Here is a 24,886-nt window from a genome sequence, read left to right as displayed (position 1 = left end):
CAGGGTGACATGGCGAATCAAGCCCGGCCCGCGTCTCTTCTCCCTGAACCGTCGATCGAGGTTCCCCACCGAGATCCAGGCTATGGCGCTGCTCTTTTCTGTGGGAGTCCCGTTTCCATACAGGCAGCCCCGCGCACAACGGCCTGCAATTCCAACATCGGTACGGTTTCGATCAAATTGTAGCGACCACCTAAACGGGAAGATAATTTTTCCGCGCTACCGTCCGCCCAACATTATGATGATGGGGTGGCGACAGATGAAACTGGCAACGGAAAAGCAGGGCGTCCTTTCCCGCCTGGCGAAAGACCGACGTGGCAACTTCGGAATGATGACGGCGCTGTTGCTGCCGGTGCTTCTGGGCGCCGGCGGCATCTCGATCGATGTCACCAAGATGATGATGACCAAGAACAGGCTGCAGGATGCGGCCGATTCGGCGGCGCTCGCAGCCGCATCGGCGCTTGCCAACGATGGGTACAGCATCGAGGCTGCCAAGCTCCTGGCACTGCGGTTCATCGAGACCCAGATGCGGAGCGGCGGCAACGTCGATGGTGACGGGACCGACACCAAAAATCCGGACAATAAGGATCCAAGTTCCTTCGCCAGCTCGGTCGTCAATATCGAGGAGACACCCACGGGCAAGAGCAGCAAGGCCTGGGTCATCACCGTCACCGCCAGTATGGACATGGACCTGAACCCGCTGACACGCCTTCTTGTGAAAGACAAGGCAACGATAACGGCCAACACCTCAGCCGAGAGCGCAACGGAATCGAAGAACGCGCTGTCGATGTATCTCGTGCTCGACAAATCCGGTTCGATGCTGGCGAACACCGAACAGAAAATCGTGCCGGTAACAAGCTGCTACCAGTACAACGACAGCGGCAACCTGTTGAACAAGAACCCGATCAGCCCCTGCTATGTAAAGAAAATCGAGGCTCTCAAGACCGCTGCAGGCAGCTTGTTTGATACGTTGGATGCGGCTGACCCGGATACCATCTATGTAAGGACCGGTACGGTCTCTTACAACAGCGAACGGGGGACGACCTACAAAATCAATTGGGGAACGACCGCATCGCGCACACAAGTGAATGCGCTCGAGGGCGGAGGCGGCACGAGTTCGACTGCTGCCATGCAGGCGGCGTATGATAAACTGATGGCCTCTACCGAAAACACAGAACATCAAAAGAAGAATCAGCAGGTACCGACAAAGTACATCGTATTCATGACAGACGGAAACAATAACAACAGTTCCGACGACACGAAGACGCTGAATATCTGCAAGACCGCGAAGACCGCCGGAGTAAAAATATACACGGTCGCGTTTATGGCGCCGCCGCGCGGCCAGCAGCTCTTGAGCAACTGCGCAACACCCGGAAGCTTCTTTGTAGCCGACAAGATGTCGGACCTCGTCAAGGCTTTCGAGAAGATCGGCCAGGAAGCGGCCGCGACGATCGCCCGCCTGACTCATTAAATACTACAATCTAGATGCTGTTACTCCCTGCAAACCCGCTGCGCCTCGTGCGTGGCGGGTTTGCTTTTTCATGCTCAAAGGACCCTGCATCCCCCGCATGCCTCCCATCCGGCGAACCCGTATTGCAAGCGCTTCGGATCAATGCAAAATTGTCGGAAGGCCGTGTCCCGACGGCGGCCGATTGCAATGAAGGGGTTCGTTACCGCCCATGATGAACAGGGTCTCCTCCAACGAAATCCCCGCCCCGGCGCTGCGCTCCACCGAGCCGTCGCAGCTTGCCACCGAGCTTCTGGAACGCCTGAAGTACCGGATCGGCAAGGACCCGAAGGTCGCCAAGCCGCATGACTGGCTGACCGCTGCCATCCTGGTGGCGCGTGACCGCATCACCGACAAGTGGATGGATTCGACCCGGCGCACCTATGCCACCGGCGCAAAGCGCGTCTATTACCTGTCGCTGGAGTTTCTCATCGGCCGCCTGATGCGGGACGCCATGACCAACATCGGCATCATGGACGAGATGCGCGAGGCGTTCACCTCGCTCGGCGTCGACCTCGACGTCATCGCCGAGCTCGAACCGGACGCCGCACTCGGCAATGGCGGTCTCGGCCGGCTTGCCGCCTGCTTCATCGAATCGATGGCGACGACCGACGTGCCCGCCTACGGCTACGGCATCCGCTACGTCCATGGCCTCTTCCGCCAGCAAATGGCCGACGGCTGGCAGGTGGAACTGCCGGAAACCTGGCTGGCGCATGGCAACCCTTGGGAATTCGAGCGCCGCGAAAGCTCCTACGAGATCGGCTTCGGCGGCGCCGTCGAGACGCTCGACCTCGGCGAGAACCAGCAGCGCTTCGTCTGGAAGCCGGCCGAGCGCGTCATCGCCACCGCCTACGACACGCCCGCCGTCGGCTGGCGCGCCAAGCGCGTCAACACGCTGCGCCTCTGGGCCGCCTATCCGATCGATCCGATCCTGCTCGATGCCTTCAATGCCGGCGACCATATCGGCGCGCTGCGCGAGAGCAACAAGGCCGAAAGCCTGACCCGCGTGCTCTATCCGGCCGATGCCACACCGGCAGGCCAGGAATTGCGGCTGCGGCAGGAGTTCTTCTTCTCCTCCGCCTCGCTGCAGGACATCCTGCGCCGCCACCTGCAGCAGTATCCGGATTTCACCTCGCTGCCGGATGCCGTCGCGATCCAGCTGAACGATACCCACCCGGCCGTTTCCGTGGCCGAACTGGTGCGGCTGCTGACCGACGTGCATGGGCTGGAGTTCGACGCCGCCTGGGACATCGCCCGCAAGACCTTCGCCTATACGAACCACACGCTGCTGCCCGAAGCGCTGGAAAGCTGGGCGGTGCCGCTGTTCGAGCGGCTGTTGCCGCGCCACATGCAGATCGTCTACGCGATCAACGCCAAGATCCTGCTCGAAGCCCGCAGGGACCGCGGCTACGATGACCAGAGGATCCGCAACATCTCGCTGATCGAGGAAGGCGGCGAGCGCCGGGTGCGCATGGGCAACCTCGCCTTCGTCGGCTCGCATTCGGTCAACGGCGTCTCGGCTCTGCACACCGAACTGATGAAGGAGACGGTCTTCGCCGATCTTCACCGCCTCTATCCGACCCGCATCAACAACAAGACCAACGGCATCACGCCGCGCCGCTGGCTGATGCAGTGCAACCCCGGCCTGTTCAATTTGATCCGCGAATCGATCGGCGTCGCCTTCGAGGACGATGCCGAACGGCTGAAGGCGCTCGACGTGTTCGCCGGCGATGCAGCGTTCCGGGAGCGCTTCGCCGCGATCAAGCGGGAGAACAAGGTCAAGCTCGCCCATCTCGTGCAGGCCCGGCTCGGCGTGCGCCTCGATCCGGACGCGATGTTCGACATCCAGATCAAGCGCATCCACGAATACAAGCGCCAGCTTCTCAACATCATCGAGGCGGTGGCGCTCTACGACCAGATCCGCTCGCGCCCCGAACTGGACTGGGTGCCGCGCGTCAAGCTCTTCGCCGGCAAGGCGGCGCCGAGCTATCACAACGCCAAGCTGATCATCAAGCTCGCCAACGACGTGGCCCGGGTGATCAACAACGACCCGGCCGTGCGCGGCCTTCTCAAGGTCGTCTTCGTGCCGAACTACAATGTCTCGCTGGCCGAGGTGATGGTTCCCGCCGCCGACCTGTCGGAGCAGATCTCGACTGCCGGCATGGAGGCGTCCGGCACCGGCAACATGAAGTTCGCCCTGAACGGCGCGCTGACCATAGGCACGCTCGACGGCGCCAATGTCGAGATGCGCGACCATGTCGGCGCGGACAACATCGTCATATTCGGCATGACGGCGGGCGAAGTGGCCCGGGTGCGCGCCGAGGGGCATAACCCGCGCGCTATCATCGAGAGTTCGCCCGAACTGTCCCAGGCGCTGCTCGCCATTTCCTCCGGCGTCTTTTCCCCCGACGACCGCGACCGCTTTGCCGGCCTGATCGACGGCCTCTACAATCACGACTGGTTCATGGTCGCCGCCGATTTCGATGCCTATGCGCAGGCGCAGCGCAACGTGGACAGGCTGTGGAACGATAAGGTCAGCTGGAACACCAAGGCCATCCACAACACGGCGCGTATGGGCTGGTTCTCTTCCGACCGGACGATCCGACAATACGCAACCGAGATCTGGGGCGTCTGATGACGAGAAAGGACCCGCTGGAACAGCTATCGACGGGTCTTGCGAAGGCCGATATCGAGGCAATTCTTGGAGGCCGGCACGCCGACCCCTTCTCGGTCCTGGGCGTGCAGCAGTCCGGCGAGACGTTCGTCGCCCGCTGTTTCATCCCTCATGCCGAAACCGTCATTGCCGAAACGATCGCCGGCAAGGCGATCGGCGCGCTCGACTGCCTCGATCCCGCCGGCGTTTTCGCCGGCCCGATCTCCGTTCGCAAGCAGCAACCGATCCGCTATCGCGCCCGCAATGCCGGAGGCGAGTGGATCGTCGTCGATCCCTATTCCTTCGGCCCGGTGCTGGGCCCGATGGACGACTACTACATTCGTCAGGGTTCGCACCTGCGCCTGTTCGACCGCATGGGCGCTCATCCGCTGCCGCTGGAAGGCGTCGAGGGTTTCCACTTCGCCGTCTGGGCGCCGAATGCGCAGCGGGTTTCCGTCGTCGGCGACTTCAACGAGTGGGACGGCCGCCGCCACGTCATGCGGCTGCGCCGCGACACCGGTATCTGGGAGATCTTTCTTCCCGGCGTCACCGCCGGCCAGGCCTACAAGTACGAGATCGTCGGCAAGAACGGCGACCTGCTGCCGCTGAAGGCGGATCCCTATGCCCGGCGCTCGGAACTGCGGCCACGAACCGCCTCGATGACGACCGGCGAGATTGCACAGGTGTGGGAGGACGAGGCCCACCGCGCCTTCTGGTCGACGGCCGATCCGCGCCGCCAGCCGATCTCCATCTACGAGGTGCATGCCGGTTCCTGGCAGCGGCGCGACAATGGCGAGATGCTGTCCTGGGACGAGCTTGCCGAGCGGCTGATCCCCTATTGCATCGATATGGGCTTCACCCACATCGAATTCCTGCCGATCTCGGAATTTCCCTATGACCCGTCCTGGGGCTATCAGACGACCGGCCTCTATGCGCCCACCGCCCGCTTCGGCGAGCCGGAGGGCTTCGCCCGCTTCGTCAACGGCGCGCACAAGGTCGGCATCGGCGTCATCCTCGACTGGGTGCCGGCGCATTTCCCGACCGACGAGCACGGCTTGCGCTGGTTCGACGGCACTGCGCTCTACGAGCACGCCGACCCGCGCAAGGGGTTCCACCCCGACTGGAACACGGCGATCTACAATTTCGGCCGCCTGGAGGTCCTCGCCTTTCTCATCAACAACGCGCTCTACTGGGCGGAGAAATTCCATATCGATGGCTTGCGCGTCGATGCGGTCGCCTCGATGCTCTACCTCGATTACTCGCGCAAGCATGGCGAATGGGTTCCGAACGAATACGGCGGCAACGAAAACCTCGAGGCCGTACGCTTCCTGCAGGAGCTGAATTCCCGCCTCTACGGCACCCGTCCGGGGGTGATGACGATCGCCGAGGAATCGACGTCCTGGCCGAAAGTCTCCCATCCGGTGCACGAGGGCGGGCTGGGCTTCGGCTTCAAGTGGAACATGGGCTTCATGCACGACACGCTGCAATACCTCACGCGCGAACCCGTGCACCGCAAGTTCCACCACAACGACATGACCTTCGGCCTGCTTTATGCGTTTTCCGAGAACTTCGTTCTGCCGCTCTCCCATGACGAGGTCGTGCACGGCAAGGGCTCGCTGATCGCCAAGATGGCGGGCGACGACTGGCAGAAGTTCGCAACCTTGCGAGCCTACTACGCCTTCATGTGGGGCTATCCCGGCAAGAAGCTGCTGTTCATGGGCCAGGAATTTGCCCAGTGGCGAGAATGGAGCGAAGACCGCGCGCTCGACTGGAACCTGCTCGAGTATCCGCTGCACGAGGGCATGCGCCGGCTGGTCCGCGACCTCAACGGCACCTACCGGCGCAAGGTGGCGCTGCACGGGCGCGACTGCGAGGGCGAGGGCTTCGAATGGCTGCTCGCCGACGACCGCGACCAATCGGTGTTCGCCTGGCTGCGCAAGGCGCCGGGGGAAAAGCTGATTGCGGTCGTCGCCAACTTCACGCCGGGATACCACGAACACTACCGCATTCCGTTGCCGGTTGAAGGACGATGGAAGGAGATTCTCAACACCGACGCGGAGATTTATGGTGGGTCGGGCAAGGGAAATGGAGGCGCCGTTCAGGCGACCCGCGATGACAGGGGGACCATTTCAGCCTCGGTGACGCTGCCGCCTCTGGCGACGCTGATGCTGGAACAGGACACGTGAATTGACAGTCGGGAGGACACGATGGAGCAGAAGCGGATACAACCCCTCGCGCGTGACGCGATGGCCTATGTTCTTGCCGGCGGGCGCGGGAGCCGCCTGAACGAACTGACCGACCGGCGCGCCAAGCCGGCGGTCTATTTCGGCGGCAAGGCCCGCATCATCGATTTCGCCCTCTCCAATGCCTTGAACTCCGGCATCCGCCGCATCGGCGTGGCCACCCAGTACAAGGCCCACTCGCTGATCCGCCACCTGCAGCGCGGCTGGAACTTCTTCCGCCCCGAGCGCAACGAAAGTTTCGATATCCTGCCCGCCAGCCAACGCGTCTCCGAGACGCAATGGTACGAGGGCACCGCCGATGCGGTCTACCAGAACATCGACATCATCGAGGACTATGGCGTCGAATATATGGTGATCCTGGCCGGCGACCATGTCTACAAGATGGACTACGAGCTGATGCTGCAGCAGCACGTCGATTCCGGCGCCCAGGTGACGATCGGCTGCCTCGAAGTGCCCCGGGTGGAGGCCACCGGCTTCGGCGTCATGCAGGTGGACGAAAAGGACGAGATCATCGCCTTCGTCGAAAAGCCGGCCGATCCGCCCGGCATTCCCGGAAATCCCGGCATGGCGCTCGCCTCGATGGGCATCTACGTCTTCCACACGAAGTTCCTGATGGACATTCTCCGCCGCGACGCCGCCGATCCGAACTCCACCCGTGACTTCGGCAAGGACATCATCCCCTACATCGTCGAGAACGGCAAAGCGGTTGCCCATCGCTTCACCGCGTCCTGCGTCCGTTCCGATTTCGAGCGTGAGGCGTATTGGCGCGACGTCGGCACGGTCGACGCCTACTGGCAGGCCAACATCGACCTGACCGACGTGACCCCGGAACTGGACATCTACGACGTCACCTGGCCGATCTGGACCTATGCCGAGATCACACCGCCAGCGAAATTCGTCCATGACGACGAGGACCGCCGTGGTTCGGCGATCTCCTCGCTGGTGTCGGGCAACTGCATCATCTCGGGCTCGTCGCTGCACCGGAGCCTGCTCTTCACCGGCGTTCGCGCCAATTCCTATTCCCGCCTGGAAGGTGCGGTCGTCCTTCCCGACGTGACGATCGGCCGGCATGCGCAACTGACCAATGTGGTGATCGACCGCGGCGTGGTGATTCCGGAGGGACTGATCGTCGGCGAGGATCCGGAACTGGACGGCCGGCGTTTCCGTCGCTCCGACAACGGCATTTGCCTGATCACGCAGCCGATGATCGACCGGCTGGAACTCTAGGAATTATTACCGATGAACGTACTTTCGGTGGCATCCGAGGTGTTTCCGCTTATCAAGACGGGCGGCCTTGCCGACGTCACCGGCGCGCTTCCGCTGGCCCTCGACGGCAACGGCATACGGATGCGGACGCTGCTGCCCGGCTATCCGGCGGTGATGCAGCAACTGACAAAACCGCGCAAGATCGCGACGCTGACGAGCGTGTTCGGCGACGAGATGCGCATCCTTGCCGCGCAGCATGCCGGGCTCGACCTTTTCGTCCTTGACGCGCCAGGCTATTTCGACCGCAGCGGCGGGCCGTATGTGGATACGACCGGCAAGGACTATCCCGACAACTGGAAACGGTTTGCTGCCCTTTCGCATGCGGGCGCGGAGATCGCGCGCGGCCTGCTGCCGGACTGGACGCCGGACATCGTCCATGCGCATGACTGGCAGGCGGCGATGGCTCCCGTCTACATGCGCTATACCGGTCTCGGGCACATCCCCAGCATCGTTACGGTGCACAACCTTGCCTTCCAGGGACAGTTCGGCCCCGAAATCTTTCCCGAACTCGGCTTGCCGGCGCAAGCCTTCAGCATCGAGGGGCTCGAATATTACGGCGACGTCAGCTTCCTGAAAGGCGGCCTGCGGACGGCCTGGGAGGTGACGACCGTGAGCCCGACCTACGCGCAGGAAATCAGGACGCCCGAATTCGGGATGGGGCTTGACGGCCTCATCAACGCCCGCGCAAGCGAGTTGATGGGCATCGTCAACGGCATCGATACGGCTGTGTGGGACCCGGCGACGGATCCACACATCGCCGCCAACTATGGTCCCGGGGCGCTGCGCGCGCGCTCGAAGAACCGCCAGGCCCTGCTCGATCGGTTCGGACTGGCGGACGGCGGCGGGCCGGTTTTCTGCGTCGTTTCCCGCCTCGCCTGGCAAAAGGGCATCGACCTCATCGCCGAACTCGCCGACTGGATCGTTGCCGAAGGCGGCACGCTGGCGGTGCTGGGGACCGGCGATCAGGGCCTGGAGGGCGCGCTGCTGGCCGCCGCGTCGCGCCATCGCGGGCGGGTCGGCGTCGTCATCGGCTACAACGAGCCTTTGTCCCACCTGATGCAGGCCGGCGCAGACGCCATCCTCATCCCCTCGCGGTTCGAACCCTGCGGCCTCACCCAGCTTTACGGTCTGCGCTATGGCTGCGTGCCGATCGTGGCCCGGACCGGCGGGCTTGCCGACACGGTGATCGATGCCAACGAGGCCGCACTTTCCGCCCGGGTCGCGACCGGTTTTCAGTTCGCCCCGGTCACGGCCGACGCATTCCGTCAGGCACTTCGCCGCGCTTTCACCGCATTTCGGGACCCCAAGGTCTGGGCCCGATTGCAGAATCAGGGCATGAAGTCGGACGTTTCCTGGAAGCGAAGCGCCGAACGCTATGCCGGCCTCTATTCCAGCCTTCTCGCGAGAGTGTAAGCCATGATTACCACCGTAAAAACAAAGCCATACGACGACCAGAAACCCGGAACGTCCGGCCTGCGCAAGAAGGTGCCGATCTTCCAGCAGAAGAACTACGCGGAGAACTTCATCCAGTCGATTTTCGATTCGCTTGAAGGGTTCGCCGGGCAGACGCTCGTGATCGGTGGCGACGGTCGCTATTACAATCGCGAGGTGATCCAGATCGCCATCAAGATGGCGGCGGCAAACGGCTTCGGGCAGGTGATCGTCGGCCGCGGCGGCATTCTTTCGACCCCTGCCGCCTCGAACCTGATCCGCAAGAACAAGGCCTTTGGCGGCATCATCCTCTCGGCCAGCCACAATCCGGGCGGACCGACCGAAGATTTCGGCATCAAGTACAACATCGGCAACGGCGGCCCTGCGCCCGAAAAGATCACCGATGCGATCTTTGCCCGTTCGAAGGTGATCGACAGCTACAAGATCGCGGATGCCGCCGATATCAATCTCGACCTCGAGGGAAAGCATACCGTCGCGGGGATGTCCGTTGCGGTCATCGACCCGGTCACCGACTATGCCGAACTGATGGAAGAGTTGTTCGACTTCGGCGCGATCCGCGACATGTTCGCCGGCGGCTTCCGCATGGTGTTCGATGCCATGAGCGCCGTCACGGGACCCTACGCCAAGGAGATCCTGGAGAACCGCCTCGGCGCCCCGAAGGGCTCGGTGCTGAATTTCATGCCGCTGCCCGATTTCGGCGGGCATCACCCCGATCCGAACCTCGTCCACGCCCGCGCTCTTTATGAGGCGATGATGGCCGACGATGCGCCCGATTTCGGCGCGGCATCGGACGGCGACGGCGACCGCAACCTGATCATCGGTCGCGGCATCTTCGTCACCCCGTCTGACAGTCTCGCGCTTCTCGCCGCCAACGCCCATCTCGCGCCCGGCTACAGCAAGGGGCTTGCCGGCATTGCCCGTTCGATGCCGACCAGCGGCGCGGCTGATCGCGTCGCCGAAAAGCTTGGCATCGGCCTGTACGAGACGCCGACCGGCTGGAAGTTCTTCGGCAATCTGCTTGACGCCGGCAAGGTGACGATCTGCGGTGAGGAAAGTGCCGGCACCGGCTCCGACCACGTGCGCGAGAAGGACGGCCTCTGGGCCGTGCTGCTCTGGCTCAACATCCTCGCGGTGCGCAAGGAAAGCGTGCTCGACATCGTCCAGAAGCATTGGGCGACCTATGGCCGCAACTATTATTCCCGCCACGACTATGAAGAGGTGGAAACCGAAGCCGCAAACGGTCTCATCGAAGACTTGCGCAAGCGGCTTGCCGATCTTCCCGGCAAGGCGTTCGACGGCCGCGTGGTCGAGATGGCGGACGACTTCGCCTATCACGATCCGATCGACAAGTCGGTCAGCAAGCATCAAGGCATCCGCATCCTCTTTGTCGGCGGCTCGCGCATCGTCTTTCGCCTGTCCGGAACCGGTACTGCGGGCGCCACGTTGCGCGTCTATATCGAGCGCTTCGAGCCGGACGCCTCGCGCCATGGCATGGAGACGCAGGAAGCGCTTGCCGATCTCATCGCCATCGCCGACGAGATCGCCGGCATCAAGGCCCGCACCGGCCGCAGCGCCCCGAGCGTGATCACGTGAGGTGACCGTGGTGCCTGACGCCGCCCCCGTGCCGACGGTGGCAGAACCACTTGGCGCGACCGTGGTGGATGGCGGCGTCACCTTCGCCGTCCACTCCCGCGATGCCGCGCGCATCGATCTCTGCCTCTTCGACGACAACGGCAAGGCGGAAACGCGGCGGCTGCCGATGCGGCGCGAGGCGGGCGACGTGCATCGGGTCTTCGTCGAGGGCGCCGGGCCAGGAACGCGCTATGGCTATCGGGCCGACGGTGTCCATTCGCCCGATCACGGCCTGTGGTTCGATCCGACCAAGCTGCTCGTCGACCCCTACGCCAAGCAGCTGGACCGGCGCTTCGTTCATAACGTCCGCCTCAACCGGCATGGCGAGGACACCGCCGATCTCGTGCCGAAGGCCATTGTCACGACCGATGCGCCGGTGTCGCCTGTGCCGCCGCAATTTCGTCCGGGCGGACTGGTCTACGAGGTGGCGGTGCGCGGCTTTACCATGCTCCATCCCGACATTCCGCAAGACGCCCGCGGCACCATCGGCGCGCTCGCCCATCCTTCCGTGATCGCCCATCTGAAGCACATCGGCGTCGATGCCGTGGAACTGATGCCGATCGTCGCCTGGATCGACGAACGACACCTTCCCCCGCTCGGGCTGCACAACAGCTGGGGCTACAATCCGATCGCACTGATGGCGCTCGACCCCATGCTTGCGCCCGGCGGCATGAGCGAGCTTGCCGCGACCGTCGCCGCCTTGCACGCCGAGGGCATCGGCGTCATCCTCGACCTGGTGTTCAACCACTCCGGCGAAAGCGACCGCTTCGGCACGACGCTGTCGATGCGCGGCCTCGACAACCTCACTTACTACCGCCATGGGCCCGGCCGGCCGGGCGAACTGGTCAACGACACGGGCTGCGGCAACACCATTGCCTGCGCGCACCCGGTCGTCCGGCGACTGATCCTCGACAGCATGCGCCATTTCGTCCGCAACGCCGGCGTGGACGGCTTCCGCTTCGATCTTGCCACGGTCCTCGGACGCGAGGCCAACGGTTTCGACCCCAAGGCGGCACTGTTTTCGGAAATGCGGACCGATCCCATCCTTTCCGACCGCATCCTGATCGCCGAACCCTGGGACATAGGCCCCGGCGGCTACCAGCTCGGCAATTTTCCGGCCCCGTTCCTGGAATGGAATGATCGTTTCCGCGACGGCACCCGGCTGTTCTGGCGCGGCGATACCGACCGGCTCGGCGCATTCGCGACCGTTCTTTCCGGCTCCGCCGACATTTTCCAGCACGATGGCGTGACGCAGACGCGCAGCGTCAATTTCGTTGCGGCCCATGACGGGTTCACGCTGAAGGACATCGTCTCCCATACCCAAAAGCACAACGAGGCCAACGGCGAGCATAACCGTGACGGCCACGACGAAAACCACTCCTGGAACAATGGCGTGGAAGGCGCGACCGGCGATCCAACCGTGCTCTCGGCGCGCAAACGCGACATCAAAGCGTTGCTCTCCAGCCTCTTCGCGTCGAAGGGAACCGTGCTGCTCACGGCGGGTGATGAAGGCGGGCGCAGCCAGAAGGGCAACAATAACGCCTATTGCCAGGACAACGCGCTGACCTGGCTCGATTGGGCAAAACTCGATGAGGACCTAATCGCCCATGTCGCAGCGCTCGCAGACATCCGCAGGCGGTTCTCCATCTTTGCCGATCCGGCCTTCTACCACGGCAAGGGTGACGTCGAATGGCGGCGGCTGGACGGTGCGCCGATGCAGGCCCGCGACTGGCAAACGCCGTCGGCGTCCTCGCTGGCCATGATCCTCAACAGCCCGGACGCCGAAAGCGGGCAAACGGTGCGACTTGCAGTGTGCTTCAACCGAAGCCATGAAACGCTGCCGCTGTCCCTGCCCTGCGTCGCCAACAAAAAATGGCGCAGCCTGCTGACAGGTTCCAGCGCAGAAGTGACGGAAGTGATGCCGCGCAGCGTGGATTTTCTCCTCGCATAGCTCGACCGGCTCATGCGTAGTCCCGGTACAATTGTTACGAATACCGGTTACGATTCAGCGGCCCATGCGATAAACATCGCCTGAAAACTTCGCCACGCGCCGAACGAAAGGATCGCCAATGCCTGCCGAAATACACCTTTCCGACGTCAAGGACCTCGTCGGCAAGGAGATCGGCGTGTCGAAATGGTTTACCGTCGACCAAACGATGATAGACCGTTTTGCCGAGGCGACCGAAGACCACCAGTTCATCCATACCGATCCGGTTCGCGCGGCGGCGGAAACGCCGTTCGGCGGCACGATCGCGCACGGCTTCCTGTCGCTGTCCCTGCTCTCGGCGATGAACTATGACTGCCTGCCGCGCGTCATCGAGCAGACGATGGGCATCAATTACGGTTTCGACAAGGTGCGTTTCATGACACCGGTGAAGAGCGGCGCCCGCGTTCGCGGCCGGTTCACCATGGCTGAAGCCCGGTTTCGCGGCGCCGGCATGCTGATGGTCACCTACGACGTGACGGTGGACGTCGAGAACGAACGCAAGCCGGCGCTGACGGCGAACTGGATCACGATCATCCAGTTCGACCCGAAGGACCGGCCGGAAGATGCATGACCGGCCAGTCTTTGTCGCGAGCCTGATGCAGACGCGGGCTCAAATGCCTGCGTCTTCGGCTCCCTCGGCGAGCATCGCCGACGCATAAGGGGCGAACGACCGCCAGCACTCGACCCGATATTCCTCCTCGCCGGTCCGGAAGATCACGACCTCGATCTTGCCGAGCACGGTCCGCGCGCAGGCGCCGACCGGAAACACCGACGGCGAAAGGTCGTGCGGGGTGGCGCAAGCGATTGCCAGCGCCGCCTTCGGTCCGGCAACAACGATCGCCGTGTTGCGATGGGAAATATCGACAGCGGAATGCAGCACGCCCTCCTTGGCCGCCGCAGCGGCCAGATCGGCGCCATTCTCGTCGATCAGCAGCCACTCGTCCGGGCCGAGCCAGAGCGCATGACGCCCGTTCTTGGAGGACGATGTCTTCGGGTCCGTCGGCAGGTCGACGCCGAGCGCGCGAGACAACGCGGTGACAGCGTCGGGCCGGGCACGCAATGACAGGCGCGTCGCCGGGCCGGCCGCGGAGACCTGGGCGGCGCCGGAGCCGCCGTGGAAGCCGCCGAGCGGCGCTTTTCGCAATGCTTGGTCAGCCATTGAGGCGTGCTCCTTCCTTGTCGATGAAGACCATGTCGCAGACTTCGACCGCGATCGTGCGATCGGGCATCGGCACGTAGAGCGTCTGGCCCATGCGGGCCTGGCCGCCTGCGACGAGCGCCAGGGCGATCGAATGGCCGCAGTTCGACGACCAGTAGGACGAGGTGACGTGGCCGAGCATCTTCATCGGGATCGGCTGGTTCGGATCGGCGACGATATGCGCGCCCTCCTCCAGCACCACCGTCGGGTCCTTGGTCCTGAGGCCGACCAGTTGCTTGCGGCCCTCGGCGACGAGGTCCGGGCGCTTCAGGCCACGGATGCCGACGAAATCGGGCTTCTTCTTCGAGACCGCCCAGCCGACGCCCGCGTCAAAGGGAGTCACCGTGCCGTCGGTGTCCTGGCCGACGATGATGTAGCCCTTCTCGGCGCGCAGGACGTGCATCGTCTCGGTGCCGTAGGCGCAGGCGCCCATCGGCTCGGCCCGGGCCCAGATCGCCTCCCAGACGGCCTGGCCGTAATCGGCCGGGACGTTGACTTCGAAGCCGGTCTCGCCGGTGAACGACATGCGGAACAACCGGGTCGGCACGCCGCAGATCTTGCCCTCGCGCACGCTCATGTGCGGGAAAGCCTCGTTCGACAGATCGATGCCCTCGACGAGCGGCGCGATGATCTCGCGCGCCTTCGGCCCCTGGACGGCGATCACCGCCCACTGCTCCGTGGTCGAGGTCAGCCATACCTTCAGGTGCGGGAACTCGGTCTGGAGGTAATCCTCCATGTGGTTCATCACCCGCGGCGCGCCACCGGTCGTGGTGGTGACGTGGAAGCGGTCCTCGGCGATGCGGCCGACGACGCCGTCGTCATAGACGTAGCCATCCTCGCGCAGCATGATGCCATAGCGGCAGCGGCCGGGCTTCAGCGTGTCCCAGGCGTTGGTGTACATCAGGTTCAGGAACTCGGCCGCATCCGGGCCGACCACCTCTATCTTGCCGAGCGTCGAGGCGTCGAACAGGCCCGCCACATCGCGCACCGTCTTGCACTCGCGGCTGACCGCCTCGTGCATGGTCTCGCCGGCACGCGGATAGTACCAGGCACGCTTCCACTGGCCGACGTCCTCGAACACGGCGCCATGCGCCTCTTCCCAGGCATGCATCGGCGTCTTGCGGGTCGGATCGAAGAGCTCGCCGCGCGAGTGGTTGATGATCGTCCCGTAGGTCACCGGCGTGTAGGGCGCGCGGAATGTGGTCAGGCCGACCTTCGGGATGTCGCGGCCCAGCGTCTCGGCAGCGATCGCAAGGCCATGGATGTTGGACAGCTTGCCCTGGTCGGTCGCCATGCCGTTGGTGGTGAAGCGCTTGATGTGCTCGATCGAGTGCATGCCCTCGCGCACGGCAAGGCGGATGTCCTTGGCGCAGACGTCGTTCTGGAAGTCGATGAACGCCTTGACGTTGTCATTGGCGCCCGCCCCTTCGGCCGCACCGGCCATGCCCCCGGTCCATTCAAAGGCGTTCTCGGCGCGGATCTCGACCTTGCCGCCGGCTTTGCTGCCGGTCGCGCGCGCCATCAGTTCACCGGCGGCGAGCGCTTCCTCGACGGTTGCCTGCAGGCCATTGGTGCCGTTGCAGGCGCCGACCGACAGGCAATCCTGCGCGTAGGTGCCCGGCAGGAACTGGCCGGTCTCGGCGTTGTAGGCGACCTTGCCGCGCGACTGCGAGAACAGATGGACGGACGGCGTCCAGCCCGCCGACATGATCAATGCGTCGATGGCGATGCTGCGATTTCCGCCGCCGCCGTTGCGGGCGACCGTCATGGAATTGACCCGGCGGTGTCCCTTGGTGTCGATCACCGAATGGCCGGTCAGCACCTCGATGCCGAGGCTGCGCGCTTCGGCGAGGACGCCCTCGCCCGGCTTGCTGCGGTTGTCGACGATCGCGGCGATCCGGACGCCGGCCCGATGCAGGTCGAAAGCCGCTTCGTAGGCCGAATCGTTAGAGGTGTAGACACCGACCTTCTTGCCGACAGCAACGCCGAAGTGGTTGAGGTAGGTCCGCGCCGCCGAGGCCAGCATGATGCCGGGGCGATCGTTGTTGGCAAACACCATGTGGCGTTCGATCGCGCCGGTCGCCAGGATCACGCGCTTGGCCCGCACCTGCCACATCCGCTCGCGCGGCAGCTTGCGGTCCGGACGGGCAAGGTGGTCGGTGACCCGTTCTGCCAGAACCACGAAGTTCTGCGCATAGTAGCCGAAGGCGGTTGTGCGGGTCAGGACGGTGACGTTGTCCATCGCCGCAAGCCGGGCGGCGGTCGCCTGTGCCCAAGCGAAGCCATCCTGGCCATCGATCTTGACCGACGTGTCATAGTGCAGCGCACCGCCGACTTCCGGCTGCTCGTCGCAAAGGATCACGCGCGCACCGCTCTCTGCCGCGGCAAGGGCCGCCGAAAGACCGGCAACGCCAGCCCCGACGACGAGCACGTCGCAATGGGCGAAGCGGTTGGCGTAGTGGTCGGTATCGGGTTGGGTCGGCGCAACGCCGAGGCCGGCGGCCGCACGGATGCGCGGCTCGTAGAACTTTTCCCAGGCGGCTTTCGGCCACATGAAGGTCTTGTAGTAGAAGCCGGCCGCGAAGAAGGGCGACAGCAGGTTGTTGACGCCACCGACGTCAAAGGCAAGCGACGGCCAGCGGTTCTGCGACGAGATCTTCGCCCCGTCGAACACCTCCTGCACGGTCGCCCGCACGTTCGGCTGCTTGCGGGCGGCGTCGCGCTCGACGTCGATCAGCGCGTTCGGCTCCTCGGCGCCGGCCGACAGGATGCCGCGCGGACGGTGGTACTTGAACGAGCGGCCGACGAGATGGACGCCGTTGGCGAGCAGCGCCGAGGCGACCGTGTCACCCTCCAGCGCCTCGTAGCTCTTGCCGTCGAAGGTGAACCTCGCCGTGCGGGCGGGGGTCAGGCGGCCAGCGCCTGCAATACGATTGGCCCCGCTCATCCTGCCACTCCTTCCGTCGCTTCATAGGTTTCGACGGTCTTTTCCGTCGCTTTCGGTGCCGGCGAGAGATCAGGCCGCGGCTGGCCGGCCTTGTAGGTCGTCACGAACTTGTCGCTCACCGTGTCGCGCACCGCATTGAAGAAGCGGCCGCAGCCGTGGATGTGGCGCCAGCGCTCGTAGACGAGACCCTTGACGTTGTCGCGCAGGAAAAAGAAGGCCTCGAACTCTTCGTCCGAGATGTCAGCGATGTTGGTTGGACGCAGGATATGGGCGTCGCCGGCGCCGCGGAATTCCAGTTCCGGGCGCTCTTCCTCGCAGTAGGGGCAATGGATCAGCAGCATCTTGTCGTCTCCTGCCTGCCGCCCCTCTTTATGAAGAGCGCAGGCGATTTAAGAAGGTTAGTGAGCCACGGCGGCGGCGGCAGCCTCGTCGATCAGGCGGCCGGTGCGGAACCGCTCCATCGTGAAGGGCGCATTGATCGGGTGCGGCTCGTCGCGGGCGATCGTGTGGGCGAAGACATGGGCGGAGCCGGGCGTCGCCTTGAAGCCGCCGGTGCCCCAGCCGCAGTTGACGTAGAGCCCCTTGACCGGCGTCTTGGCCAGGATCGGCGAACGGTCCGGCGTCACGTCGACGATGCCGCCCCAGGAGCGCATCATCTTCATGCGGGTGAACATCGGGAACAGCTCGCAGATCGCATCCAGCGTGTGGGTGATGATGTGCAGGCCGCCGGTCTGCGAGTAGGACTGGTACTGGTCGGTGCCGGCACCGATCACCAGCTCGCCCTTGTCCGACTGCGAGATATAGGCGTGCACGGTGTTCGACATGACGACGCAAGGGAAGATCGGCTTGACCGGCTCGGAGACCATCGCCTGCAGCGGGAAGCTGAGGAGCGGCATGCGGATATCGGCCATCTGCATGACGACCGAGGTGTGCCCGGCCGCGACGACGCCGACCTTCTTCGCGTTGATCGACCCGCGCGTCGTCTCGACGCCGGCGACGGAACCGTCCGGATTGCGGCGGATGCCGGTAACCTCGCAGTTCTGGATGATGTGGACGCCGAGATCGGAGGCGCCGCGGGCGTAGCCCCAGGCGACGGCGTCGTGGCGGGCAGTGCCGCCCTTGCGCTGCAGCGTCGCGCCGACGACCGGGTAGCGGGCGGACCGGGAGATGTCGAGCGGCGGGCAGTATTCCTTGGCCTGCTCCGGCGTCAGCCACTCGTTGTCCACGCCGTTCAGGCGGTTGGCGTGGATGGTACGCTTGAAGCCCTGCGCGTCGTGGACGTTGTGGGCGAGCATCATCACGCCGCGCGGCGAATACATGACGTTGTAGTTCAGCTCCTGCGACAGACCGTCCCAAAGCTTCAGCGCGTGGTTATAGAGTGCCGCGCTTTCGTCATAGAGATAGTTCGAGCGGATGATCGTCGTGTTGCGGCCGGTGTTGCCGCCGCCGAGCCAGCCCTTCTCGAGGACGGCAATATTGGTGATGCCGTGCTCCTTGGCCAGATAGTAGGCGGTCCCGAGGCCATGACCGCCCGCACCGATGATGATGACATCATACTCCTTGCGCGGTTCGGGCGATGCCCATTGTGGCTCCCATCCCGTGTGGCCGCGCAACGCCTCGCGTGCGACGGCAAAGACCGAATATTTGCGCATCCGCCTCTACTCCGTAAGTCCGGCTCGATTTCCGTGTCGTCGATAGAAAGCAAATCTGGGGACGTTACAACGTTTTCTTTGCGACGCATTCCGGCGTGGCTTGCGCGCCTTGCGACATCGGTCCGATACCGGCCGTCGCAGCGCGTGTTGCGGCGCTGCCCGGTGATTTTTCCCGTGGTTTCGAGCGGGACGTCTGGACTTCCGCACAATGTTCTGGTATCCGACCTCCCACTCGCGTGCCTGCTGGGCTGCGAAACCATTTTTGTATTGCCTCGTCGACCTGATTCCCCGAGGCGTCCAACACAAACCAAAGGAACGGGATACTCGTGCAGGTACTAGTCCGCGATAACAACGTCGATCAGGCGCTCCGCGCTCTCAAGAAGAAGATGCAGCGCGAAGGTATCTTCCGCGAAATGAAGATGCGGGACTACTACGAAAAGCCGTCGCAGAAGCGTGCCCGCGAGAAGGCCGAAGCCGTTCGCCGCGTCCGTAAGCTCGCCCGCAAGCGTGCACAGCGCGAAGGCCTGATTGCCGGCGGCCGCACGGGTCGTTGATCCGTCGTTTTTTCGACGTTTTCCGATGCAAGGTCTGGCGGGGGCGATAGGATCGCCACCGCCTTTTTTGATGCGCGTCGGGCCTTGCGCCCCGGGGACCCGCGCATTGCTCCAATCCGCCGCGAGGTGGGTACCGATCGCGCCGCTGGGCAGCCGGCGCATGAGGTTTGTCTCCAAAGCGCTGTCCGATGGAACGAGCCCAGCGGTGGCAGGTCACGCCGGCGCGACGGGGTGCAGGATCGGCGCAATGCGCTTTATTGAGGGATCAGATCTTGATGGCAGCTAATACGGCGCATTCCACCTTCACGCTGAAACGCTTCGCTGATGCCACGAACCTTCGCAGGCCGGCTGCCGTCGCTTTTCTCGCCCTTGCCTCAGCCGGGCTGCTGACCGCCTGCCAGAGCAACACCACCTCCGACGTCATGCGCGTCGAGCGCGCGCAGGGCTCCTCGGAGAACATCTCCTCGCTGTCGAGCGTGATCGCCGCCAACCCCCAGGATCCGGAAGGCTACAACGTTCGCGGCTCCGCCTATGGCCGCGCCGGCCAGTTCCGCGACGCGCTGAACGACTTCAACAGAGCGATCCAGCTGAACCCGCGCTTCTACCAGGCCTATGCCAATCGCGCGCTCGTCCAGCGCAACCTCGGCAACCTGGCCGAAGCGGCCGCCGACTACAATGCTGCGCTGCAGATCAATCCGAACTACGACGTCGCCTATATCGGGCGGGGAAATCTCTACCGCCAGGCCGGGCGCATCGATGCCGCCTTCGCCGACTTCAACAAGGCGGTCGAACTCGACACCACCGATCCGCGCGCCTATCACAACCGCGGCCTGATCTACCAGAAGCGCGGCCAGCACGGCCCCGCCATCGAGGACTTCTCAAAGGCGATTTCGTTGTCGCCCAGTTCGCCGGAGCCCTATAACGGCCGCGGCCTCTCCTACGCCGCGCAGGGGGACGATGAAAACGCGTTTGCCGATTTCAACACCGCGATCACGCTCGACGGCAAGATTGCCGAATCCTGGGCGAACCAGGCGCTGATCTACGAGCGTCGCGGCGACATGGCGAAGGCCGCCAAGTCCTATTCGCACGCACTGGGGCTCGATCCCAAGTACCAGCCGGCCAAAGACGGCCTGGCCCGCACTCGCGGCAAAACGGCGTAACCGGCCCTCTATTTCCAGCTATCAACTGAGAAGCCCGCTGCATAGCGGGCTTCGCAGTTTTGGTCGTGCGCAGTCAGTTCCGTCATGCCGGACTTGATCCGGCATCCAGCGCGCTCAAGTCCTTGAGCGCAATAGAGTCATTTGCGCCGCAGACGCGGCGCTGCTGATTGCAGACTCACCAACAAAAAAAGGCCCGCGATCGTCTCGCGGGCCTTGTACATTTCGCCGATTGCGACGGCTCAGTGGTTCATCGCCTTGACGATATCCTCGGTCATCTTCTTGGCGTCGCCGAGCAGCATCATCGTGCCGTCCTTGTAGAACAGCGTGTTGTCGATGCCGGCATAGCCGGAGCCGAGCGAGCGCTTGACGAACAGGCAGGTCTTGGCCTTGTCGACGTCGAGGATCGGCATGCCGTAGATCGGCGAGGCCTTGTCGTCGCGCGCGGCCGGGTTGGTGACGTCGTTGGCGCCGATGACGTAGGCGACGTCGGCCTGCGCGAACTCGGAGTTGATGTCCTCCAGCTCGAACACCTCGTCATAGGGGACGTTGGCTTCCGCCAGCAGCACGTTCATGTGACCGGGCATGCGCCCTGCGACCGGATGGATCGCGTACTTCACCTCGACGCCGTTCTCCTTCAGCTTGTCGGCGAGCTCGCGCAGCGCGTGCTGCGCCTGTGCCACCGCCATGCCGTAGCCCGGCACGATGATGACCTTGGACGCATTCGCCATCAGGAAGGCGGCGTCGTCGGCCGAGCCCTGCTTGACCGTGCGCTGGATCCCGTCGTCGACGGCCGCGACGGTCTCGCCGCCGAAACCGCCGAGGATGACCGAGATGAACGAGCGGTTCATGCCCTTGCACATGATGTAGGACAGGATCGCACCCGACGAGCCGACGAGCGCGCCGGTGATGATCAGCGCCAGGTTGCCGAGCGTGAAGCCGATGCCGGCCGCAGCCCATCCCGAATAGGAGTTCAGCATCGAGACGACGACCGGCATGTCGGCGCCGCCGATCGGCACGATGATCAGCACGCCGAGCGCCAGCGACAGCAGCACGATCGCCCAGAAATTGAAGTGGCTCTCGGTCAGCGCCAGACCGACAATGAAGAAGACGATCAGCGCCAGCAACGCAGCATTGATCAGGTGGCGCGACGGCAGCAGGATCGGCTTGCCGGACATGCGCCCGTCGAGCTTGAGGAACGCAATGATCGAGCCGGTAAAGGTGATCGCGCCGATCGCGACGCCGAGCGCCATTTCCACCAGCGCCTGGCCGTGGATCGAACCGACCTCGCCGATGCCGAAGGCAGCCGGCGAATAGAGCGCGGCTGCGGCCACGAGCACGGCGGCGAGGCCGACCAGCGAGTGGAAGCCGGCGACGAGCTGCGGCATCGAGGTCATCGGGATCGACCGGGCGATATAGGCGCCGGCGCCGCCGCCGAGCGCCAGGCCGACGACGATCAGCAGAAGCCCGCCGAAAGAGGGCGCCGCCAGGATCAGCGTCGTGACGATGGAAATGCCCATGCCGGTCATGCCGAGCATGTTCCCGCGCCGGCTGGTGGTCGGGTGCGAGAGGCCGCGCAGTGCCATGATGAACAGCACGCCCGAGACGAGATAGAGGAAGGCTGCGAGATTCTGAGACATCAGCCGGCCCTCACTTCTCTTTTTTCTTGTACATCGCCAGCATGCGCTGGGTGACGAGGAAGCCGCCGAAGATGTTGACGGAGGCAAGCACCAGGGCGACGAAGCCGAAGCCGGTCGCGATGCCCGACAGCGAAATGCCGACGGCGAGCAGGGCGCCGACGACGATCACCGAGGAGATCGCGTTGGTCACCGCCATCAGCGGCGTGTGCAGCGCCGGCGTCACCGACCAGACGACGTAGTAGCCGACGAAGATCGACAGCACGAAGATCGCCAACCGGAAGACGAACGGATCGATCGCCCCGCCGGAAACGCCATGCGCCACGGCGCCGGCGGCCTCGGGGGCGTATTCGGCCGCCGTGCGGACCGCTTCCACGGCGCGCTCGAGATCGGTGAGCGCCTTGTCCAGGAGTTCATTGGCCATCACGCGTTCTCCTTGGTCGGGGCGGCAGCAAAGGCCGGATAGACGACCTGCCCCGCATGGGTCAGCATGGTTGCCTTGACCAGTTCGTCGTCGGGGTTGACGGCGATCGCCTTGGTTTCCTTGTTGACCAGCGTTTCCAGGAAGGTGACGAGGTTCTTGGCGTAGAGCAGCGAGGCGGATGCGGCGATGCGGCCCGGCATATTGAGATGGCCGATGACCTTGACGCCCTCGACCTCGACGACGTTGCCGGCCTCGGAGCCCTCGATGTTGCCGCCGCGCTCCACGGCGAGGTCGACGGCGATGGAGCCCGGACGCATCGATTTCAGCATGTCACGGGTGACAAGCTTGGGCGCGGGCCGGCCGGGAATAAGGGCAGTCGTGATGATGATGTCCTGCTTGGCGATGTGGTCGGCGACGAGCGCCGCCTGCTTCGCCTGGTATTCCTTCGACATTTCCTTGGCGTAGCCGCCCGCCGTCTCGGCCGCCTTGAACTCCTCGTCCTCGACGGCGATGAATTTGCCGCCGAGAGAAGCGACCTGCTCCTTGGCGGCGGGGCGAACGTCGGTGGCGGACACGGCGGCACCGAGCCGCTTGGCCGTGGCGATCGCCTGCAGGCCGGCAACGCCTGCGCCCATGACGAAGACCTTTGCGGCCGGAACGGTGCCAGCCGCCGTCATCATCATCGGCAGCGCGCGGTCGTATTCGGCGGCCGCATCGATCACCGCCTGGTAGCCGGCCAGGTTCGCCTGCGAGGAAAGCACGTCCATGGACTGCGCGCGGGTGATGCGCGGCATCAGTTCCATGGCGAATGTCGTGAGCCCGGCCTTGGCCATGGCGGCGAGCGCCTTGTCGTTGCCGTAGGGATCCATGATCGCGATGACGAGCGCGCCGGACTTGTAGGCCTTGATTTCCTTGTCGGTCGGCCGCCGCACCTTGAGCACCACGTCGGCGCCCTTTGCGTCTGCAGTCGAGCCGATCCTGGCTCCGGCGGCCTCATAATCCGTGTCGGCAATGCGCGACGAAAGGCCTGCCCCTCCTTCGACGACCACGTCGAAGCCGAGCCCCTTCATCTTCTTCACCGTCTCGACGGACGCCGCAACCCGGCTTTCCGCAGGATCCACCTCCCGCGCCACGAACACAATTCCACTCACACGCCAATCCTCCCCCAGTTCGGCAGCGCTATGTAGAGGCGCCCCCGACAGGGGGCGCCGCATTCCGTCGTCGGCTCGAGAACGTTCAGCGCAGAACGATGAAGCCGAGGACGTTGAGAACGATCAGGAGAACGAGCCCGGAAAAGAACCCGGCGCTGGTAAAGAAGGCGGCGGCCATTGCGATGAGCAGCGTCACGCAGAACATCGTGCCGTACTTGGCCGCATTGAGGAAGAAGGCGTAGGTCTTCTCGTGCTCTGGGTAGTCCATCGAAGCACCCGTTTCGACCGGTCCGGTATGAAGTTCAGCCATGCTATCGTCTCCTGTTTGCCTGCGCCCGTCCCTTAAAAAGCGCATCCGTCAACGCGGGCCACAAGGCCCCTGTTGCCATCGCTTACACAATGGATTGTCAAAGCGCAACGCGGGACAGAGTCGCACCTCGACATTTGTCGCTCGAGTTGCGACATGGGACGCACGGATCAGGCTCGCAGCCCCGCCTCGCCGATCTGGATGCGGCCAACGGCGCCGAAATGCGCCAGCCGGGCGGTCGGGCGCACCGTCAGCGGACTGAATTGCATCTCTTCGCCGCGCCCGAACAGCATCCGCCGCTCGAACGCTTCCGACTTGAAGAAGGGGAACCGCACATAGAGCGACGGCAGGACATCCTTGACGCGGGTGGCGAGCAGCATGAGGTCGATGATGAACTTGCCGTGGTTGCTCTTCGGCGAGGCGACGAAATCCGCATCGAACACCCGCTTGTAGAAAGCCGCATGCGCCGGCTTGACCATCTGCAGGCAGCGATCGGCCTGGAAATAGTCGGTCGCCATCGTGGCCAGCCGCAGCGTGAGGTAGGGGATCGCCGGCATTTCGGTCCAGACTTCCGGATCGGCGGCCAGGCGGACCGGATCGATCAGCGTCATACCTGCGTCGAGGAAGGCATTGATTTCGTCCGGGAACACCTTGCCGGACGAAGTGACGCGATGCTCGGGCGTGACGTGGTGCAGACGCACCGTCGAGATCAGACGCTCCTCGTAGTAGATCCCGAACACATAAGCGTGACTGTCGAAGTCGGCTTCGTCGATCAGCAGCGGTGAGTCGTCGCCCAATTGCATGACGCTACCGGCCTTATAGGCCTTGTAGCGGATGCGCGCGACCTCCTCCATGTCTTCCCCTGTTTCCACCCGGCGGTATTCCACCCGGTCGAGCAACTGCATGAGCTTGTCCGAGAACCGATTGGTCGCCGATTGTACGCTGGCCATAAGACACAAATCCCCGATTGACTGACCGCGGCCGCAGCGCCGCAGGCGCACACTCAATCATTTCGATCAATTTGTGTAAATTACCATCTATTAACCTTAACAGGCTTTTCCAGTATATAAGAAAATCAGTATTTTAGGAGGATCTTGAGGGTTGCCGGCGCTTTGAGACAGC

General features: G+C 64.0%; 19 protein-coding genes. 10 read left to right on the top strand and 9 right to left on the bottom strand.

What is annotated here, in order from left to right; all coding sequences use genetic code 11:
* Positions 1 to 256: 256 nt before the first annotated feature.
* The 8 genes from JNC62_RS08095 (at position 257) to JNC62_RS08060 (ending at position 13,308) form a co-directional block, all read left to right on the top strand.
* On the top strand, positions 257 to 1,468 hold the full coding sequence (locus JNC62_RS08095) for a vWA domain-containing protein (RefSeq protein ID WP_374837660.1): 1,212 nt from the start codon (positions 257 to 259) through the stop codon (positions 1,466 to 1,468).
* Positions 1,469 to 1,676: 208 nt separating this feature from the next.
* Positions 1,677 to 4,139 carry a glycogen/starch/alpha-glucan phosphorylase gene (locus JNC62_RS08090; protein ID WP_374837658.1) on the top strand — a complete coding sequence of 821 codons (2,463 nt, stop codon included), beginning with the start codon at positions 1,677 to 1,679 and terminating at the stop codon, positions 4,137 to 4,139.
* Entirely contained in the window at positions 4,139 to 6,343 is a 2,205-nt protein-coding gene (gene glgB / locus JNC62_RS08085; RefSeq protein WP_374837656.1) for a 1,4-alpha-glucan branching protein GlgB, read from the top strand. Before JNC62_RS08090 ends, glgB begins: the two co-directional genes overlap by 1 nt.
* A gap of 21 nt (positions 6,344 to 6,364) precedes the next feature.
* Entirely contained in the window at positions 6,365 to 7,627 is a 1,263-nt protein-coding gene (gene glgC / locus JNC62_RS08080; RefSeq protein WP_374837654.1) for a glucose-1-phosphate adenylyltransferase, read from the top strand.
* 12 nt (positions 7,628 to 7,639) lie between these two features.
* The gene (gene glgA / locus JNC62_RS08075; protein WP_374837652.1) at positions 7,640 to 9,079 is read left to right on the top strand and encodes a glycogen synthase GlgA; all 1,440 of its coding nucleotides are present in this window, start codon (positions 7,640 to 7,642) and stop codon (positions 9,077 to 9,079) included.
* Between the two features lie 3 nt (positions 9,080 to 9,082).
* Positions 9,083 to 10,711 (top strand): alpha-D-glucose phosphate-specific phosphoglucomutase, encoded by a 1,629-nt coding sequence (locus JNC62_RS08070; RefSeq protein ID WP_374837650.1) that lies wholly within the window; start codon positions 9,083 to 9,085, stop codon positions 10,709 to 10,711.
* 28 nt (positions 10,712 to 10,739) lie between these two features.
* Positions 10,740 to 12,701: a glycogen debranching protein GlgX gene (gene glgX, locus JNC62_RS08065; RefSeq protein ID WP_374837902.1), complete on the top strand. Its 1,962-nt coding sequence runs from the start codon at positions 10,740 to 10,742 to the stop codon at positions 12,699 to 12,701.
* Positions 12,702 to 12,819: 118 nt separating this feature from the next.
* A complete protein-coding gene (locus tag JNC62_RS08060) occupies positions 12,820 to 13,308 on the top strand; it encodes a MaoC family dehydratase (protein WP_374837648.1) in 489 nt (162 codons plus the stop codon).
* A 39-nt stretch (positions 13,309 to 13,347) separates the two neighbouring features.
* On the opposite strand, the gene JNC62_RS08055 is transcribed toward JNC62_RS08060, so the two are convergent.
* The 4 genes from JNC62_RS08055 to JNC62_RS08040 are packed head-to-tail and all read right to left on the bottom strand — an operon-like array spanning position 13,348 to position 18,534.
* The gene (locus tag JNC62_RS08055) at positions 13,348 to 13,896 is read right to left on the bottom strand and encodes a sarcosine oxidase subunit gamma (protein WP_374837646.1); all 549 of its coding nucleotides are present in this window, start codon (positions 13,894 to 13,896) and stop codon (positions 13,348 to 13,350) included.
* Positions 13,889 to 16,882: a sarcosine oxidase subunit alpha gene (locus JNC62_RS08050; RefSeq protein WP_374837644.1), complete on the bottom strand. Its 2,994-nt coding sequence runs from the start codon at positions 16,880 to 16,882 to the stop codon at positions 13,889 to 13,891. Before JNC62_RS08050 ends, JNC62_RS08055 begins: the two co-directional genes overlap by 8 nt.
* Entirely contained in the window at positions 16,879 to 17,223 is a 345-nt protein-coding gene (locus JNC62_RS08045; protein WP_374837642.1) for a sarcosine oxidase subunit delta, read from the bottom strand. The genes JNC62_RS08050 and JNC62_RS08045 overlap by 4 nt, the downstream gene beginning before the upstream one ends.
* 57 nt (positions 17,224 to 17,280) lie before the next feature.
* Positions 17,281 to 18,534, bottom strand: a complete 1,254-nt coding sequence (locus JNC62_RS08040; protein ID WP_374837640.1) for a sarcosine oxidase subunit beta — start codon at positions 18,532 to 18,534, stop codon at positions 17,281 to 17,283.
* Between the two features lie 326 nt (positions 18,535 to 18,860).
* On the opposite strand from JNC62_RS08040, the gene rpsU reads away from it, so the two are divergent.
* Both rpsU and JNC62_RS08030 read left to right on the top strand, forming a co-directional pair.
* Positions 18,861 to 19,088, top strand: a complete 228-nt coding sequence (rpsU, locus tag JNC62_RS08035) for a 30S ribosomal protein S21 (protein WP_037155834.1) — start codon at positions 18,861 to 18,863, stop codon at positions 19,086 to 19,088.
* 275 nt (positions 19,089 to 19,363) lie between these two features.
* Positions 19,364 to 20,248 carry a tetratricopeptide repeat protein gene (locus JNC62_RS08030; RefSeq protein ID WP_374837638.1) on the top strand — a complete coding sequence of 295 codons (885 nt, stop codon included), beginning with the start codon at positions 19,364 to 19,366 and terminating at the stop codon, positions 20,246 to 20,248.
* A 239-nt stretch (positions 20,249 to 20,487) separates the two neighbouring features.
* Here JNC62_RS08030 and JNC62_RS08025 read toward each other — a convergent pair whose 3' ends face one another.
* From JNC62_RS08025 to JNC62_RS08005, 5 genes are all read right to left on the bottom strand, one after another.
* A complete protein-coding gene (locus JNC62_RS08025) occupies positions 20,488 to 21,885 on the bottom strand; it encodes an NAD(P)(+) transhydrogenase (Re/Si-specific) subunit beta (protein ID WP_374837636.1) in 1,398 nt (465 codons plus the stop codon).
* 10 nt (positions 21,886 to 21,895) lie between these two features.
* Positions 21,896 to 22,306 carry an NAD(P) transhydrogenase subunit alpha part 2 gene (locus JNC62_RS08020; RefSeq protein WP_374837634.1) on the bottom strand — a complete coding sequence of 137 codons (411 nt, stop codon included), beginning with the start codon at positions 22,304 to 22,306 and terminating at the stop codon, positions 21,896 to 21,898.
* Positions 22,306 to 23,457, bottom strand: coding sequence for a Re/Si-specific NAD(P)(+) transhydrogenase subunit alpha (locus JNC62_RS08015; RefSeq protein ID WP_374837633.1), 1,152 nt, complete (start codon positions 23,455 to 23,457; stop codon positions 22,306 to 22,308). The genes JNC62_RS08020 and JNC62_RS08015 overlap by 1 nt, the downstream gene beginning before the upstream one ends.
* Before the next feature lie 85 nt (positions 23,458 to 23,542).
* A complete protein-coding gene (locus JNC62_RS08010; RefSeq protein ID WP_374837631.1) occupies positions 23,543 to 23,767 on the bottom strand; it encodes an aa3-type cytochrome c oxidase subunit IV in 225 nt (74 codons plus the stop codon).
* Positions 23,768 to 23,934: 167 nt separating this feature from the next.
* Positions 23,935 to 24,714: an N-acyl amino acid synthase FeeM domain-containing protein gene (locus JNC62_RS08005; protein ID WP_374837630.1), complete on the bottom strand. Its 780-nt coding sequence runs from the start codon at positions 24,712 to 24,714 to the stop codon at positions 23,935 to 23,937.
* Positions 24,715 to 24,886 lie beyond the last annotated feature (172 nt).

Origin of the sequence: Mycoplana ramosa, assembly GCF_041930185.1 — a bacterium.
GTDB classification, from domain to species: domain Bacteria; phylum Pseudomonadota; class Alphaproteobacteria; order Rhizobiales; family Rhizobiaceae; genus Mycoplana; species Mycoplana ramosa.
The sequence above is the reverse complement of the archived record's forward strand: the minus strand, read 5'-3'. Positions and strand labels throughout refer to the sequence as shown.

Excerpts from the sequence above, each read along its gene's own strand:
- JNC62_RS08095 (WP_374837660.1), top strand. The coding sequence starts at position 257 with ATGAAACTGGCAACGGAAAAGCAGGGCGTCCTTTCCCGCCTGGCGAAA.
- JNC62_RS08090 (WP_374837658.1), top strand. The coding sequence starts at position 1,677 with ATGATGAACAGGGTCTCCTCCAACGAAATCCCCGCCCCGGCGCTGCGC.
- glgB (WP_374837656.1), top strand. The coding sequence starts at position 4,139 with ATGACGAGAAAGGACCCGCTGGAACAGCTATCGACGGGTCTTGCGAAG.
- glgC (WP_374837654.1), top strand. The coding sequence starts at position 6,365 with ATGGAGCAGAAGCGGATACAACCCCTCGCGCGTGACGCGATGGCCTAT.
- glgA (WP_374837652.1), top strand. The coding sequence starts at position 7,640 with ATGAACGTACTTTCGGTGGCATCCGAGGTGTTTCCGCTTATCAAGACG.
- JNC62_RS08070 (WP_374837650.1), top strand. The coding sequence starts at position 9,083 with ATGATTACCACCGTAAAAACAAAGCCATACGACGACCAGAAACCCGGA.
- JNC62_RS08060 (WP_374837648.1), top strand. The coding sequence starts at position 12,820 with ATGCCTGCCGAAATACACCTTTCCGACGTCAAGGACCTCGTCGGCAAG.
- JNC62_RS08055 (WP_374837646.1), bottom strand. The coding sequence starts at position 13,896 with ATGGCTGACCAAGCATTGCGAAAAGCGCCGCTCGGCGGCTTCCACGGC.
- JNC62_RS08050 (WP_374837644.1), bottom strand. The coding sequence starts at position 16,882 with ATGAGCGGGGCCAATCGTATTGCAGGCGCTGGCCGCCTGACCCCCGCC.
- JNC62_RS08045 (WP_374837642.1), bottom strand. The coding sequence starts at position 17,223 with ATGCTGCTGATCCATTGCCCCTACTGCGAGGAAGAGCGCCCGGAACTG.
- JNC62_RS08040 (WP_374837640.1), bottom strand. The coding sequence starts at position 18,534 with ATGCGCAAATATTCGGTCTTTGCCGTCGCACGCGAGGCGTTGCGCGGC.
- JNC62_RS08030 (WP_374837638.1), top strand. The coding sequence starts at position 19,364 with ATGGCAGCTAATACGGCGCATTCCACCTTCACGCTGAAACGCTTCGCT.
- JNC62_RS08025 (WP_374837636.1), bottom strand. The coding sequence starts at position 21,885 with ATGTCTCAGAATCTCGCAGCCTTCCTCTATCTCGTCTCGGGCGTGCTG.
- JNC62_RS08020 (WP_374837634.1), bottom strand. The coding sequence starts at position 22,306 with ATGGCCAATGAACTCCTGGACAAGGCGCTCACCGATCTCGAGCGCGCC.
- JNC62_RS08010 (WP_374837631.1), bottom strand. The coding sequence starts at position 23,767 with ATGGCTGAACTTCATACCGGACCGGTCGAAACGGGTGCTTCGATGGAC.
- JNC62_RS08005 (WP_374837630.1), bottom strand. The coding sequence starts at position 24,714 with ATGGCCAGCGTACAATCGGCGACCAATCGGTTCTCGGACAAGCTCATG.